Source organism: Alkaliphilus oremlandii OhILAs (genome assembly GCF_000018325.1).
GTDB classification, from domain to species: domain Bacteria; phylum Bacillota; class Clostridia; order Peptostreptococcales; family Natronincolaceae; genus Alkaliphilus_B; species Alkaliphilus_B oremlandii.
On the sequence record NC_009922.1, the window covers coordinates 1,139,516 to 1,154,479 of the forward strand.

The 14,964-nt window shown below is 33.0% G+C and carries 20 protein-coding genes and 1 tRNA gene; 18 read left to right on the forward strand and 3 right to left on the reverse strand.

Features of this window, described 5'->3' with window-relative positions:
• The first annotated feature begins 51 nt into the window (after positions 1-51).
• The 7 genes from CLOS_RS05365 to CLOS_RS05400 all read left to right on the forward strand — a co-directional run bounded on the left by CLOS_RS05365 (position 52) and on the right by CLOS_RS05400 (position 6,808).
• A complete protein-coding gene (locus tag CLOS_RS05365) occupies positions 52-1,869 on the forward strand; it encodes a thiamine pyrophosphate-dependent enzyme (protein WP_012158899.1) in 1,818 nt (605 codons plus the stop codon).
• Positions 1,853-2,431 (forward strand): indolepyruvate oxidoreductase subunit beta, encoded by a 579-nt coding sequence (locus tag CLOS_RS05370; protein WP_041719024.1) that lies wholly within the window; start codon positions 1,853-1,855, stop codon positions 2,429-2,431. The genes CLOS_RS05365 and CLOS_RS05370 overlap by 17 nt, the downstream gene beginning before the upstream one ends.
• Before the next feature lie 413 nt (positions 2,432-2,844).
• Positions 2,845-3,264 carry a PspC domain-containing protein gene (locus CLOS_RS05380; protein WP_012158901.1) on the forward strand — a complete coding sequence of 140 codons (420 nt, stop codon included), beginning with the start codon at positions 2,845-2,847 and terminating at the stop codon, positions 3,262-3,264.
• Between the two features lie 33 nt (positions 3,265-3,297).
• Entirely contained in the window at positions 3,298-4,185 is an 888-nt protein-coding gene (locus tag CLOS_RS05385) for a LiaI-LiaF-like domain-containing protein (protein ID WP_012158902.1), read from the forward strand.
• 191 nt (positions 4,186-4,376) lie between these two features.
• A complete protein-coding gene (locus tag CLOS_RS05390; RefSeq protein WP_012158903.1) occupies positions 4,377-4,907 on the forward strand; it encodes a hypothetical protein in 531 nt (176 codons plus the stop codon).
• Positions 4,908-4,999: 92 nt separating this feature from the next.
• Positions 5,000-6,427, forward strand: a complete 1,428-nt coding sequence (locus tag CLOS_RS05395) for a flotillin family protein (protein WP_012158904.1) — start codon at positions 5,000-5,002, stop codon at positions 6,425-6,427.
• A 306-nt stretch (positions 6,428-6,733) separates the two neighbouring features.
• Positions 6,734-6,808: transfer RNA gene (locus CLOS_RS05400), tRNA-Thr, on the forward strand.
• A 169-nt stretch (positions 6,809-6,977) separates the two neighbouring features.
• On the opposite strand, the gene CLOS_RS05405 is transcribed toward CLOS_RS05400, so the two are convergent.
• The 3 genes from CLOS_RS05405 to CLOS_RS05415 form a co-directional block, all read right to left on the reverse strand.
• A complete protein-coding gene (locus CLOS_RS05405; protein WP_198006330.1) occupies positions 6,978-8,072 on the reverse strand; it encodes a site-specific integrase in 1,095 nt (364 codons plus the stop codon).
• A 159-nt stretch (positions 8,073-8,231) separates the two neighbouring features.
• Positions 8,232-8,825 (reverse strand): ImmA/IrrE family metallo-endopeptidase, encoded by a 594-nt coding sequence (locus tag CLOS_RS05410; RefSeq protein WP_012158906.1) that lies wholly within the window; start codon positions 8,823-8,825, stop codon positions 8,232-8,234.
• A gap of 20 nt (positions 8,826-8,845) precedes the next feature.
• Positions 8,846-9,193 carry a helix-turn-helix domain-containing protein gene (locus tag CLOS_RS05415; protein ID WP_012158907.1) on the reverse strand — a complete coding sequence of 116 codons (348 nt, stop codon included), beginning with the start codon at positions 9,191-9,193 and terminating at the stop codon, positions 8,846-8,848.
• Positions 9,194-9,413: 220 nt separating this feature from the next.
• On the opposite strand from CLOS_RS05415, the gene CLOS_RS05420 reads away from it, so the two are divergent.
• The 11 genes from CLOS_RS05420 (at position 9,414) to CLOS_RS05460 (ending at position 14,958) form a co-directional block, all read left to right on the forward strand.
• Positions 9,414-9,638 carry a helix-turn-helix transcriptional regulator gene (locus CLOS_RS05420; RefSeq protein WP_012158908.1) on the forward strand — a complete coding sequence of 75 codons (225 nt, stop codon included), beginning with the start codon at positions 9,414-9,416 and terminating at the stop codon, positions 9,636-9,638.
• 35 nt (positions 9,639-9,673) lie between these two features.
• Positions 9,674-9,928 carry a helix-turn-helix domain-containing protein gene (locus CLOS_RS05425; RefSeq protein ID WP_012158909.1) on the forward strand — a complete coding sequence of 85 codons (255 nt, stop codon included), beginning with the start codon at positions 9,674-9,676 and terminating at the stop codon, positions 9,926-9,928.
• A complete protein-coding gene (locus tag CLOS_RS16025) occupies positions 9,925-10,098 on the forward strand; it encodes a hypothetical protein (protein WP_198006331.1) in 174 nt (57 codons plus the stop codon). Before CLOS_RS05425 ends, CLOS_RS16025 begins: the two co-directional genes overlap by 4 nt.
• Positions 10,085-10,345 carry a helix-turn-helix domain-containing protein gene (locus tag CLOS_RS05430; RefSeq protein ID WP_198006332.1) on the forward strand — a complete coding sequence of 87 codons (261 nt, stop codon included), beginning with the start codon at positions 10,085-10,087 and terminating at the stop codon, positions 10,343-10,345. Before CLOS_RS16025 ends, CLOS_RS05430 begins: the two co-directional genes overlap by 14 nt.
• A 1-nt stretch (position 10,346) precedes the next feature.
• Entirely contained in the window at positions 10,347-10,670 is a 324-nt protein-coding gene (locus CLOS_RS05435) for a hypothetical protein (protein WP_012158911.1), read from the forward strand.
• Positions 10,648-11,451, forward strand: a complete 804-nt coding sequence (locus CLOS_RS05440) for a hypothetical protein (RefSeq protein WP_156774406.1) — start codon at positions 10,648-10,650, stop codon at positions 11,449-11,451. Before CLOS_RS05435 ends, CLOS_RS05440 begins: the two co-directional genes overlap by 23 nt.
• Positions 11,420-12,133: an ATP-binding protein gene (locus CLOS_RS05445; protein WP_012158913.1), complete on the forward strand. Its 714-nt coding sequence runs from the start codon at positions 11,420-11,422 to the stop codon at positions 12,131-12,133. Before CLOS_RS05440 ends, CLOS_RS05445 begins: the two co-directional genes overlap by 32 nt.
• Before the next feature lie 21 nt (positions 12,134-12,154).
• A complete protein-coding gene (locus CLOS_RS05450; RefSeq protein ID WP_156774407.1) occupies positions 12,155-12,331 on the forward strand; it encodes a hypothetical protein in 177 nt (58 codons plus the stop codon).
• A gap of 203 nt (positions 12,332-12,534) precedes the next feature.
• Positions 12,535-12,666, forward strand: coding sequence for an LDCC motif putative metal-binding protein (locus CLOS_RS16300; protein ID WP_278183750.1), 132 nt, complete (start codon positions 12,535-12,537; stop codon positions 12,664-12,666).
• A 15-nt stretch (positions 12,667-12,681) separates the two neighbouring features.
• Positions 12,682-12,936 (forward strand): DUF2933 domain-containing protein, encoded by a 255-nt coding sequence (locus CLOS_RS05455; protein WP_012158914.1) that lies wholly within the window; start codon positions 12,682-12,684, stop codon positions 12,934-12,936.
• Between the two features lie 318 nt (positions 12,937-13,254).
• Entirely contained in the window at positions 13,255-14,958 is a 1,704-nt protein-coding gene (locus CLOS_RS05460; protein WP_012158915.1) for a methyl-accepting chemotaxis protein, read from the forward strand.
• Positions 14,959-14,964 lie beyond the last annotated feature (6 nt).

Sequence of the window (14,964 nt, forward strand, 5' to 3'; positions counted from 1 at the left end):
ATTGAATTGAAGAATTAAAATTGGAATCCTAAATTGTAAAGGAGTGGTAGAATGTCTTCTATTGAGAAGAGAGTTTTAACTGGGAATGAAGCGATTGCAGTTGGATTTTATGAGGCAGGAGGAGTTGTAGCTGCAAGCTACCCAGGATCACCTACGGTAGAGATTATAGAAAAGCTGAAGGAATATGACGCGGTTTATTCAGAGTTTTCAACGAATGAAAAAGTTGCAGTAGAGGTTGCTATTGGCGCATCCTTTTATGGAGCCAGAGCTATGGCAACGATGAAGCACGTAGGTGTGAACATCGCTGCGGATCCATTGATGACATTTACCTTGACGCCGACCAATGGAGGCTTTCTGTTGGTCAGTGGAGACGACCCTGGACTTGCTAGTTCACAAAACGAACAAGACAATAGGGTTTGGGGTAAATTCGCCAGTATGGCAATTCTAGACCCTTCGGATAGCCAAGAAGCAAAGGATTTCACAAAATTGGGACTTCAATTGAGTGAGGACTTCCAAGGACCGATGCTGCTTAGAATCACCAGTAGACTTTGCCATGGCAGAGGCATCGTATCTTTAGCAGAGAGAGAAGAAGTTTCGCCAAAGGAATTTAATCGGGATAAATCAAAGTTCTGTATGATTCCACCAGGCTCTAGAGAGGCACAATTTTTCATAAAGGATCGCCTAAAGAAATTAGAAGAGTATGCCTATGACGCAGAAATAAATAAGCTAGAAATCAAAGAAGGAACCGATACACTGATTATTACTTCTGGCCTAGTTTATTATAATATCAAGGAGATCAATCCGGATGCTAGCATATGGAAGCTGGGTATGGTATATCCAATATCAGAAAAAAAGGCAAAAGAAATAACGAGCCAATTTAAGAAAGTCATCGTTATTGAAGAGATGACACCTTTTATAGAGAATGAGCTGAAACTCATGGGGATTGCCTGTAAAGGAAAGGAGTACTTTGATTTCACAGGAGAGCTGGATATTCAAAACATTGAAGAAGGTTTACATAAAGCGGGTATTATCAAAGAGCAGAAAGAATATGTAAAGCGATTTGTAGAAACCGTGGCAAGGCCACCACTGTTTTGTACAGGATGTCCTCATAGACCAGTATTCGATATCTTGAAAAAATCAAAGGCAAAGATCGTTGTAGGGGATATCGGATGTTATTCTTTAGCTTCCTTATTCCCATTTGAGCAATCGAACTCTATCATCAGTATGGGCGCCAGCATTGGCATGAGCAAGGGTATGAGAAAAGCCATGTCCATGACAAAGAGAGAAGAGCCATTGGTTGCAGTGATTGGAGATGGCACCTTCTTCCACTCTGGAATTCCTCCTTTCATTAACATGATGCATCAACAACAGGAAAATGAGAATATTACCATCATCGTTTTAGACAATCGAACAACAGCCATGACTGGTGGACAGCATAATGGAAGCTCCGGACTATACAATGAGCGAGACGATATGAAGGTTGGGATTAAGAGTCTATTAGAATCTATTGGATTTGACCGAGTAAAAGAGATCAACCAGTATGAATATAAGTCTACAAAAAAATTAATCGATGAAGAAATTGCCTATGAAGGACTATCCATCATTGTTGTAAACGGACCGTGCGCCCTCAGATATAAGCTGGAAAATCCACATTTCTATGTAGACCCAGAGATCTGTATCAGCTGTAGATCCTGTATTAAAACAAACTGTCCACCGCTGAAGATGAAAAAATATGAAGGTATTGAGAAATTGAAATCATCCATAGATCCAGATATGTGTGTTGGATGTAGTATTTGTGCTCAGGTTTGTCCTGTAAATGCAATTAAATCTTCTGCAGGCTTAAAGGAGGGTGATGTCATTGGTAACTAATATTATGTTTGCAGGTGTAGGTGGTCAAGGGCTTATTTTAATGACAAGGATTGTCTCACAGGCAGCAATGCTGGATGGGTATGATATTAAGAGCAATGATGTTGTTGGTTTATCTCAACGTGGTGGTATGGTATGGGGCAACGTTAGGATTGGAGAAAAAGTGTTTTCCCCCAATATTCCTCCAGGAGAAGGGGATATATTAGTTGCAATGGAGCCTTTGGAGGCTCTTAGATGGAGCTCAAACCTAAAGGAAGGTGCTGTGGTCATCCAAAATACGAAAAAAATGTATCCGACTTTGGCACAGCAGGAGAAAGCAGAATATCCAGAAGAAGATATCGAAGAGTTAAAATCGAAATATAAAGTAATTGACATCAATGCCTTTGAAGAGGCTACAAATTTAGGGAAGAAACAGGTAGCCAATGTAATGCTTTTAGGAATACTGGCACAACATTTAGATATAAAGCTGGATACTTGGAAGCAAGTGGTCCGAGATAATGTTCCTAACAAGGCATTAGATCTAAATATGCAGGCATTCGATTTCGGATATCACTATAAGCTATAGGATGTAAAGAAAGGGCATAGAAACCATGCAGAGAGAATTCAATTCTTGATGCATGGTTATTTTTTGGCACTTGAAACTCTAAGCTCTATTTAGAACTGAGTGGGATATAAAGCCTGTGAGTGGAAATGAACAAATTTTATTTTATGATTTAGAAAATGTCTATTCAGATCATAAATGGGTATATAGAGATATAAGATATTATGAGTTCGTTGATTTATTTATAATTTCTAATCTTATATATTTGATCTTTAAAGTTTTTTTAAAAACATTAACGAATATCAATATATTTAATTTAAAATTTAATATATTCAATAAAAATATTAAAAATATTAAAAAACAGGTGTACAAAAAGTGTTTTTTTGTGTATTATGAAACTATAGATAAGAATAAGATTTAAATTAGGAGGAGATTCTATGCAAAAACGATTATATCGTTCCAGAAAAGACCAAAAAATATCAGGAGTATGTGGCGGAATAGCTGAATATTTCGAAATAGATTCTACAATCATCAGACTAATTTGGCTCGTTAGTATATTTGCATTCGGAACAGGACTATTAGTATACATTATTGCATCTCTCATTGTTCCAGAGGAAGATTATGGTGATGGTACAATCAATCTGAACAAAGATTCTGATGGCGTATATCAACAAGAGCGAAATTTTGATGCTGAGAAAAATAGACAATTCTTTGGATATGCTCTGATTGTAGTAGGAACGATACTATTTATTAAAAGATTTCCGCTCTTTCATTTTATAAATTTTAGATACTTACTTCCAATCCTGTTGATTGGTGCTGGTATCATCATACTTGGTAAGACCATCAAGGAGCGATAACTACCTCTGTAATTTAAGAAAGAAGGTGAAATGATGAACAAAAATAAATTGTTTACAGGAATCATGTTAATCGTTTTAGGTTTGTTATTTTTGTTAGTGAATTTGGGATACTTAAGCATTCATGTATTCTTTAGTATTTTTGATCTGTGGCCATTGATTTTGGTTGTGGTGGGGATTAATATTTTATTTCGAAATAAGCCCATCCTTCACTATATCACTTGGATTTTATTCTTTGTGATACTCATTGCATACGGCGTGTTTATCAATGGTGCTCCCATTAAAAAAAATAAATATGTTCACAATAATTTCAGTATAACAAAATCTGCAAATACTTCTTATGGAGAACTGAATCTAGGCACAGGAGCTGCTCGATTGACCATAGATTCTGAAGGAGAGAATTTGCTGACAACCAATCAAAGTGGGAGAAAGTTGATCTTTAGAGAAGCCTATAAAAATAATAAGGAAACAGCAATATTGAGCTTTAAAGAGGAAGAATTTAAAGGAATTCTATGGAATAGCAACAACCGATCTGAATACAGCTTCAATTTAAATAAAGACATTATATGGGATCTAGATCTGGATTTCGGTGCTGTTTCGGGAGACTTGAATTTAGCAGAAGTACCAGTTAAATCATTGGATTTGGATTTTGGAGCTGGCGATCTGCATATTATTCTAGGTACGAAATATGAAAAGACCAATGTTAAGATCGATTCTGGAGCCTCTAATTTAGACATTACAATGCCAAATGATGCGGGGATCAAGATAAAGCTAGATACAGCCTTAACAAAAACCAATGTAGCGGATTTAAGTCTAAATAAATCGGGAGATTACTATATATCCTCTAATTATGAAGAAGCACCTATAAAATTAGATTTTGATATCGACATGGGTGCAGGTAAAATCGACTTTAAATTGCAGTAACAGGAATACCATTGGCTGATAAAGTCAGCCTATTTTCCCCTTATTATAATAAAAAAGATTACTGAAAAGTATAAAATAAGCATTCTGTAATGAAACTGTAATATAATAAAAATTGGATTTGGAAGGGATTCTTTTACAAATGTGGAATAGGATATAATAAAAGCTAAGGCTCTCGATAAGGGGTGATCCGATTGTTGAAACTATTTCAAATCAACTTTTATACTGGTGTTTTATTTACAGTTGTTTCTTTTGTCTTAGGACAATTGTTTGACTTTTTAAATATTGATATTGACTTAGATATGGATGGCGATCTATTCGGCGTATCGGTGGCACCAATGAAACCGACGATTTTAGTTTCCTTTATTACAACTTTTGGCGGTGTAGGGATTATACTTTTAAGTAAAGACTTTAATCCCATAGTTTCTCTAAGCATTGCTCTAGCCTTTGGAGCGGTCATCTCAGCTTCTTTACAAAAATTCATCATAACTCCTCTATACAAGGCACAAAACACCAGTGCTGTTTCACAACAAGACTTAATCGGACATATTGCAAGAACAAAGATAAATATTATAGGAAATAGCTTTGGAAGTATTACCTATGTAGTGAATGGGAATACCTATTCTTCACCTGCAAAATCAATGGATAGCACGGACATCTCCAAGGGAGAAGACGTGAAGATTGTTCAGATTGAAAATAATATTTTTTACGTGATTAGACTTTGAAAAATCTAATTGTGAAAAAATTATTAAATAAATCAATGTGGAAGGAGGAACGGTTCATTAATTAAAATCTAAACAACAAAAGGAGGAATCGTATGTTCATGGATATTCTTTTCATACCGATTATTATTGTGGGCGTAATTCTATTACTTATTTTAGGAATTTTGTTAATGTGGAAAAGGGTTCCGCAAGATAAAGCTGTGGTTATTACTGGACTTAAAAAGCGTGTTATTTCTGGGGGTGGGGGCTTAGTTGTTCCACTATTAGAAAGAAGCGATATTATTTCTCTTGAAAATATGAAAATAGAGGTAAGAACAGATAGTGCATTAACAGAGCAGGGGGTAGACATAAGGGCAGATGGTGTTGCTGTATTGAAGGTTAAGTCCGACATGGAATCTATACTTTCTGCTGTAGAGCAATTTAATATGGGAACAGAAAAAGCTACCATCGAGTTTATCAAAGATACTGCAAAGGACGTATTGGAAGGAAAGCTGCGGGAAATTATATCGAAAATGTCCGTGGAGGAAATTTATAGAGATCGAGAGAAGTTTGCATCACAGGTTCAAGAAGTTGCGGCTTTAGATTTAGCAGAAATGGGATTGGAAATTAAGGCTTTTACAATTCGAGATATTAATGATGATAATGGATACTTAATTGCTCTAGGTAAAAGCAGAATAGCAGAAGTTAAAAGAGATGCTCAAATTGCTGAAGCAGAAGCTAGTAAAGAAACGAAGGTGAAAACAGCTGAGGCAAACCGACAAGGAGAGCAAGCACGACTGATTTCAGAAACTCAAATAGCAGAAGCTTCTAAGGAAAAGGAGCTAAAGGTTCAGTCCTATAGGAAAGATCAAGAAACAGAAAAAGCAAAGGCTGACCTTGCCTATGAGATAGAAGCAAGTAAGGTGCAGCAGGAAGTAGAAAAAGAAAAAATGCAGGTTCAAATCGTTAGAAAACAAAAGGAAATCGAACTGGCAGAGCAAGAGGCGTTGAGAAGAGAAAAAGAGCTGGAAGCCACCATTAAAAAGCAATCCGATGCAGAAAAGTATAGCGCAATAAAGAAAGCGGAAGTCGATAAATACAGAGAACTACAGGACGCTGAGGTATCAGCAGAGGCTATTCGTTTGAAAGGTAAGGCGACAGCGGAAGCAAGAAGAGAAGAAGGGATGGCAGAGGTCGAAATCATCAGAGAAAGAGGTAAGGCAGAAGCAGAGGCTATGATGAAAAAGGCGGAAGCATTTAAGCAATATAACGATGCAGCGATCACACAGATGATCATAGAGAAACTTCCTGAAATTGCAAAGGCAGTTGCAGATCCATTATCGAAGACAGAAAAAATTGTCATTGTTGACTCTGGAAGTGGTGCCGGTAAAGGAGCTGCCAAGGTGTCCGGCTACGTTACAGATATTATTGCTTCTTTGCCAGAAACAGTGAATGCATTAACCGGTGTTGACCTAAAACAGATATTAAAAGGAAAAGATTTAGGTGCATTGGTACCAAATGATAAAACAGGGGATGAAGCATAGTTTTTTGTAATCCTTTCAATTACGAAAGGGGGTATTGAATTGCGTTGGATTCTTTGGCTCCCTTATAGGTATATTGGAGATTCCCAATGGGGTGTACAATTTAATCAAAAATTTAAAATAAAGTTTGTTCATTGTCACTTATGAACTTTATGTATAGAAATGGAGAAATGATGGAAGTCATTTCTCTCTTTTTATAAATTTTTCTAAGTTATTAGATAAATTTATAAAAATCATACTTTACATAAATGTTTTTCTGTTGTATAATCGTACAGGTAGGGCGATAGACCGTACACTAACTGACATGATGCTGATGTGGCTCAGTGGTAGAGCACTTCCTTGGTAAGGAAGAGGTCGGCGGTTCAATTCCGCTCATCAGCTCCATAAAAACGTTATAAAATGCCGCTTCTAGGAGGAACTAGGGGTGGTGTTTTTTTATGATTATGTTAACCTTCTACCATTCTTCTACCATAGATATTTTCAATAGTTACTATAGATATTATCTATAGATGAAAATTTCATGGTTAACTCTAAAAAATAAGATTTTTTAAAGTTAAATAGAAAACATGGTAGCCATTTTTTCAGCTGCAGATTTTTGAAGAGAAGGTACGAGGTGACTATAAGTATCAAGAGTGATACTTATAGAGGAATGTCCAAGTCTTTCTTGAACAACTTTAGGGTGGATACCTGATTTTAATAAAATTGATGCATGAGTATGTCTTAGATCATGAAATCGTATCTTAGGAAGATTAGCACTTACTAGTATTTTAGCAAATGCCTTAGGAATATAGTCAGGTCTAAATGGTCTACCATCTTCCCAGGTACATACAAAATTACTATCATGATATGAACTTCCATAAAGCAGCTTATATGACATCTTTTGTTTTTTCACTTTTTTAAGAACCTCTACTACATTACTAGAAATATCAACAGCCCTTCTACCAGTTGACGTTTTAGTTTCCTTTAGGATACTTTCATTATTGGCCATTACAAGATTATTTTCTAAATGAATCACACCACTAAAGAAGTCTATATTTTCCCACTGCAAGCCTAATATTTCTCCTCTACGCAATCCACAAAGCAGGGCTAGTACAATTACTGGATATAAAACATGATCCTTTGATTTATCTAAAAGTATCTGAATTTCATCCTGATCTAAGATCATCATTTTATTTTTTGTATTCCTTGGTGGTGTAACAGCAACACATGGATTGTATTGTATAAATTGCCATTTAACAGCTTGATTTATAGCAGTATTGAGAACTCTATAGTAAGATAATACAGTACTAGGTGTAACATCACTATTATTGAGTTTGTTTACAAGTTGCTGAATATGAATCGGTTTAATTTGTTGGAGCTTCATATTGCCTAAAATTTCAGAAACTTTATTAGCTGCGTAAGTGTATTTGTCATAGGTTGTTGGAGCTACATTAGGTTTAGCATAATCCTCAAGCCATAACTGCATATAATCCCTTAGAGTAATATTATTAGTGTCAACAAAGGTGTTAGTATTTAGTTGTTGTAATATTTCAGGTAGCTTTTTTTCTGCTTCTTTTTGTGTATTAAAACCACTTATCCACTTTCTTTTCCTCTTACCATTTTCATCTATAGAGTCAACAACTATATACCACTTGTGATTTTTCTTCACTATTGACCCCCGCATTTTATTACCTCCCTGTAGATTTTTAAAAATAATATATATGAATTATTATTTTTCAAAAACGTATGTTCGACACAATGGTTTAAATAAAAACGACATAGAATAAAGGTCGTTAACGTGTAAGTGTAAATATTTGACTTATAAAATTTAAGTATAAGAAAAACCAGTGTATCGACTAAAAGTTTGCTTTCTTTCGTTATATGTTGAGATATAGTACTCAGAAATAGATTTATCTTGATAACCTAAGTTATGTAGGCGAAATATCATTGCCTCCCACGAAACATTAAAAAAGCTCTTTAATGCTCCGATGTGAGGGGAATCTAAATATGCAGATCTTCCCTTTAGAAAAAAATAATTTTCAAAAGCATATTGAGGCATTAAATATTCGCTTACAAATATATCTACTTCTTGATCTAAAAGCTCTAAGGTTTCATCATCTAAGTCATTATAAGGAAAATCATCATGGTGGCCTAAAACAATATGAGCTAGTTCGTGAGCATATGTCCAAGTATTTCTGCCTTCCATGATGTTTGTATTTACATAAACTTTATATTCCCCTGTAGTTTCCTTTACACAAAAGCCTTCTTCCTCATCGTCCTCATATTTGTATAATGTTGAATACTCCTTTAAATGTTTCTTCACTGGCATTGGAACTTGAGGGTATCCCTTTTCCTTCAGAAAGTTTCGTGCCCTTTCTATAGCAAAATCTTTTCTAGGTAAAATGAAAAATATATCCTTCATAGCCTCCCCCTTTATAATCTCTATTCTTCATCTTCATCGATAACTGCAGCCTCTATAATTCGAGCAATACGTTTTTTATCTTGATCATTGAGCTTTCTTTTATTTCTTCTTAAAATACTGATGATTTCAGGATAGTCTTCTAATATCTGATCATGATATTGTTGGTTTGGAACCTCAGTTAAACCTAGTAAATAATCTGTGGTGACATTAAAATAATCTGCTATTTTTTTTATCACTTCATAATCTGGCTTACGTGTATTAGATTCATACATAGATAATGTTGAATTGCCTACCTCTAAAATTTTAGCTAATTCTAATTGAGATAATCCTCGGTCTTCCCTTAGTAGTTTAATTTTATCTCCTAACAAGTGTTATCACCACCTTACAAAAAATTGTTGCTATGAAATTTACTATTTGTAATTATTATAATATAGTTTTCACTAATTGTAAATATGAATATTCACAAAAAATAAAAAAATGCATTTACTTTTTCAAAATGTGAATGTATACTAAAGAAAATGATTATTGACAAAATGTTATTTATTTATTCAATATTCACGAAAAGTAAAACGAAAGGGGGACTTACATATGAAAAGTTTACAAAATTATAGAAATGAAAAGGGATATACCCAAGCTTATATGGCAAAAAAGTTAGGGGTGTCAATTGCGGCCTATAATCTTTATGAAAATGGTGGAAGAAAAATTCCTAGAAAGGCAGCACTTAAAATTATGGAGGTTTTAGAGATTGAGAATATAGAGGAAATTTTTTTACCTTCTAGCTTCACGTTAAGTGAAAATAGAAAACAAAGTTAACAAAATGTCAAGTAGTTATTTAAGGAGGGAGGCAGATGGATGACCTTATTTATAATTACTGTGCATTATATGAGGCTATTTTTTCATCAGAAGGAATATTACCTGATGCCATTCTAAGAAAGTACGGTCTACTTAATCTAACAGATAAACAGCTAAGAAGACTAGAGGCAATGGAAATGAAAAGGCTACATGATGAAAAAATGACCTTAAATGAAATTGGAAAACTATTTAATATGAGTGATAGTGGCGTCTATAGAAGAATTAAAAAAGTAGAGGAAGTGGAAGAATGATTGTATTTTGCAGCTATAATTCTTGTTTATTTAATTTAAACGAAGTATGTAAAAAAACTACCTTGCAAATCGATTTAACAGGGAAATGTGTATTTCTAAAGATAAAGGGAGGGAAGAACTATGGAGCCAGCAGCTTTACTACTTCTAAACGAGGTTATGAAGGAAATTAAAGAAGTAAAACGTGGACTTGTAGAAATATTAGAAAGACCTATAGATGTACAAGTAGCTTCTGATGATGAAGGTGTTTTTACTTCAAAAGAAGCTGCAGCTTATTTAGGTATTGGACTTAATTCTTTTTATGAGCTTTGCAATAGAAAGGATTTCCCTTCATTCAAGGTAGGTACAAAAATTATTGTTCCTAAAAGAAAATTGAAGGATTGGATTGAAAAACAAACTAAAAAAGAGAGGAGTAAATAGTATGATGAAAAGTAATAGATTGAAAAATAAAGAACTAGATTTAAAGGAAATGATTAAAGCTGTTAGAAATATGGCTGAAATTAAACAGATGCTGTTTGAATATGGGATTTATGATGTTGGAAGATCTGAAAAAAATCCTGGAGCACATGTCCAAAAAACATTATTAGAACAATTAGCAGATAAAAACAATGAGAGCATTTCATTTATTCCCAGTAACAACGATACTTACTCCTATGAGGGCAGGATTAGTATTGATAATGTAAGGTTTTTTGCTCTTTATACTATGGATGAACTGATTTTATATGCACAAAAAAGAAGAGATTAAAATATTTGGAGGTTACGAAATGGATCAAGGATGGATTAGTTTATATAGAAAAATTATTCATCATCCTTTATATAAAGAGAAACGATACTTTTCAAAATTTGAGGCATGGATCGACCTATTATTAATGGTTAATCATAGGGATAATTCTTTTATGATGGGAAATGAAATGATGGAGGTAAAGAGGGGGAGTAAAATTACCTCCATCAAGTATCTAGCCGAGAGGTGGGAATGGTCCAGAAAAAAAGTTAAAAATTTTTTAGATATGCTTCAAAATGATGGAATGATTACCTATAAAAGCACATCAAAGTATACCTACATCAGTATTGAAAATTACACGAAATATCAAGGCATTAATAGAGAAGAGGAACATGAAAAGCACATCAAAGGCACATCAAAAGAACATCAAAGGAACACAAACAATAATGATAATAATGTAAATAATGAAAATAAAAATAAGATACCTGAGTATTCCATTGAATTTGAAGAATTTTGGAAGGTATATCCTAAAAAAGTAGAAAAACAAAAGGCTTTTAAATGTTATAAAAAATTACTGAAAGAAGGATACACTTCCCTGCAGCTTTTAAAAGCAGCTAGTCTATATGCTCAGCAAATTAAAAGAGAAAATACGGATGCGAAATATATTAAGCATTGCAGTACTTTTTTAGGCCCTAATAAACCCTTTATTGAATATTTAGAAGGTGGTGGAAATCATGGAAGCGCTGATGAAGAAAATAGAAAAAAGGCTCAATATGATAAAAGTAAATGGCTTTACAACGGATGAAGAAAAACATTATGATTGTCCTATTTGTAAGGACTTAGAATATATTATTGAAGGAAACAGAGCGAGGGATTGTAAATGCAGGGAGGCTAAAAATTATCAAAGAATATTAGTACGTTCCGGTATATCTAAAGCATTCCAACAAAAAAGCTTTTCAAATTTTAGTTTAAAGGGTAAATCTAAGGTGCTTATAGCTGCAAAGGAAATGGCAGAGAATTATGTGAAGAATTTTCACGACATAAAGAAAAACAAGCATCATAGCGTAGCTTTTTTAGGCCAGGTTGGATCTGGAAAAACTCATCTTAGTATTGCCATAGCTAATGACCTTATGAAAGAAAATGTTGGAGTTTTATATATGCAATATAGAGAAGCAATGACAGGTTTAAAGCAAAATATTATGGATGAAGCATATTATCAAAACGAAATTGCTAAATACAAAACTGCAACAGTACTATTAATTGACGACCTCTACAAAGGGAAAATTTCACCAACAGACCACAATATTATGTTTGAAATTATAAACTACAGATATTTAAAAGGTGCTCCAGTAATTATATCTAGTGAGTATAGAGTAGAAGAATTATTAGCCTTTGATGAGGCCATAGGAAGCAGAATGATAGAAATGTGTAGAGGTAGGATTATTGAATTTGAAGGAATAGATCTTAATCATAGATTAGCATTATAGAAAGAGGGAGGATTGATGAATATGAAGAAACATGATTTTCCCACAAAAGAGGAATTCCGAAAAACAATAATGAGGTTAAGAAAGGAAAAAATTATGAAGCATGAAGGTATTTATTTAGGATATTTAAAAGAACAGAGGATGCAAAAGAAACCTAGAAGATTGAAGCAGGGGAGCGATAAGTCTAATTCTTATCCATAGTACCAGATACTGGAGAAAGATATTTAAGCATAATTGTGCTCTAACCAATAAAATTAATATTTAATAAAGTTTTATATGATTTGAGGGAATGTATGCAAAATAGAAAGTTTGCGCTAAAAACTAGAAAAATTTATTTTTCTAGTTTTTTGTTGGCATGAAATTTGCAAGTATAATAATAGTAAATAAATACAGGAGGAGATTTTATGAAAAAGTGGTTTCAAAAATTATTAAAATCTATTGAGGAAGCAAATAAGCAAAATTTTGGAAATCAGAAATTAGATTGCTGTGATTTAAATAGCAATAAGAAAAATACAAATAATCCGCAGAAAAAATAGAATGGAGGATTTAATGTGAATCATCAAAATCATAATCATAATGGAAAAAAACATGGATTATTAATGTTACTATGTTGTCTAGTACCAATATTAGCTGTTGTACTTTTACCGAGGCTAGGGCTTAACCTAGGACCAATAGGTAAGTTAGCACCCTATGCAATGTTTTTACTCTGTCCACTAATGCATATTGGAATGATGATAGGTATGTCAAAAGGCAATAAAAAAGAAGACTGCCATAAGTCAGGAGATATAGGGGAGCAAAATAGATAGGATTGAGTCTATAAACTTGATTCAGTAGATTTTAAATGAAAATGTGCTAAATGCTACAATTGTTGTAGCATTTGCCAAATTAATTGATGAATTAAAAGTAAAAAATTGTTTATGAGAAGAAATATAAAGTTTGATTTTAAAGAATTTAGTTATTTATAGAAATGTAAAGACCCAGCTTTAATGATAAGGTGTGAAGTGTAACACTAAACACATATAAAAAACTAGTAATATGTAAATGAATAAGGCTACCTTTTAGGTAGTTCTATTAATTTATAATTTGTTAAAAATTAAACTATAAATAGGGGGTAGAGAATTTATATGAAATATTTAAAGAAGATTAAGATAGTACATAAGCTTATTTTTGCAGCTTTAATCATATCCATCCTTTTAGGGTCTATGGGAATGTATGGCATCTTAAATGTTAGCAAAATAAATTTTAATGTTTCAGATATTTATAATCATCATCTAAAACTTATTACAACCTTGGAAAGCGCCCATGCTAAATTTCTGAGTATGGATAATAAACTTATAAAACATATTGCTGAAAAGAAAGATCCAGGTCATATTAATAAAGATATTGAAGAAATAGATTTGCTTATAAGGCAATTTCAAGAAATACATACCTTAAGAAGTAGCGATATGAAGGACGGGCATAATAATGAAATTGACATTATAAATTCTGTATGGCAATCGTACAGAAGTAATTTAGAAAACATTGTTTCTGAGAGTATAGGGGTAGAAGAATTTGCTAATGAATATATTAAGTTAGAACAACAGCGAGTAGAAATTATGAATGCATTTCTTGAGGAAATAGAAGATAATGAAGAGAAAGCCTCTGATACATATAATGAGAGTATAAAAATCTATAATAAAATAAGACAAGCTATGATGACTTTTACAATTATAGGAGCTATATTCTGCTTTATTTTTGGTCTGTTATTTTCTTTTGATATTCGAAGAAAGTTAAATCAAGGACTAATATTTGCAAGTAATTTACAAGAAAAAAATTTGTCTTTAGATATAAAATCATATAATTCAGATGAGATTGGTGATCTTATAAATTTATTAGACAGATCTCGAATAAGTATAAGAGATATTTTATTGAAAATAAAAGATTTAATACTAGGGATATCTACTACTAACTCAAAAGTAATAAAAAATGTAGAAGAATCTAATATCTTTATAAAGGATGTTCAAAACAGCGTAGAAAGTATTTCAGCAAGCATACAGCAAAACTCTGCATCTACTCAAGAAATAACAGGTAAATTAGTGGAATTAGAGGACTTAATTATTTCAATAGATCAATATACTACGGAAACTACGGATAAAAGTGATGACATAAAGAAGTTATCAGAAATAGGTGCTAGAGATATAAAAGATCTTTTGATCTCCATGGATGATATGGCTCAGTCGTCTACTAGCACTTTAGATATTGTACAAAGGTTAAAAAATCAATCTCAAGAAATTAATAAAAGCGTTGATATTATGAATAATATTTTTAGTAAAATTAATTTATTAGCGTTGAACGCTTCCATCGAGGCTGCTGGAGCTGGAGCTGCAGGAAAAGGATTTGCCGTTGTAGCAAGTGAAATCAGAGAACTGGCTGAGGAAACAAAAGGGGCATTAAAGGAAGTTGAGAATATTAATGATAATACACTAAATACAGTAGATTGTGTTGTACTAGAAGTGCATAAAGTAAAGGAGGATATTGATGAAGGGTTTAATATTACAAGAAAAACTGAGGAAATAATACAACAAATTTTTTCAAATGTTTTTAATATAAATGAGAGAATTCGAAATATCAAGGAGATTATACAAACTGAAACTACGATTATACAAAGAATAGTTAAAGAAGCTGAAATTATTGGACAAGCAACATTCAGTAATTCAAGTGATATTGAAACGATCAAGGAGGAAGTAGACAAACAGGTGAAATTACTAGAAGATACTAGAAGTAGTGTAGAGTGTTTTAAAGGATTAGTAAATGATGTTAATGAAGGGATAAAAGAGTTTAAATTATAAAATGAT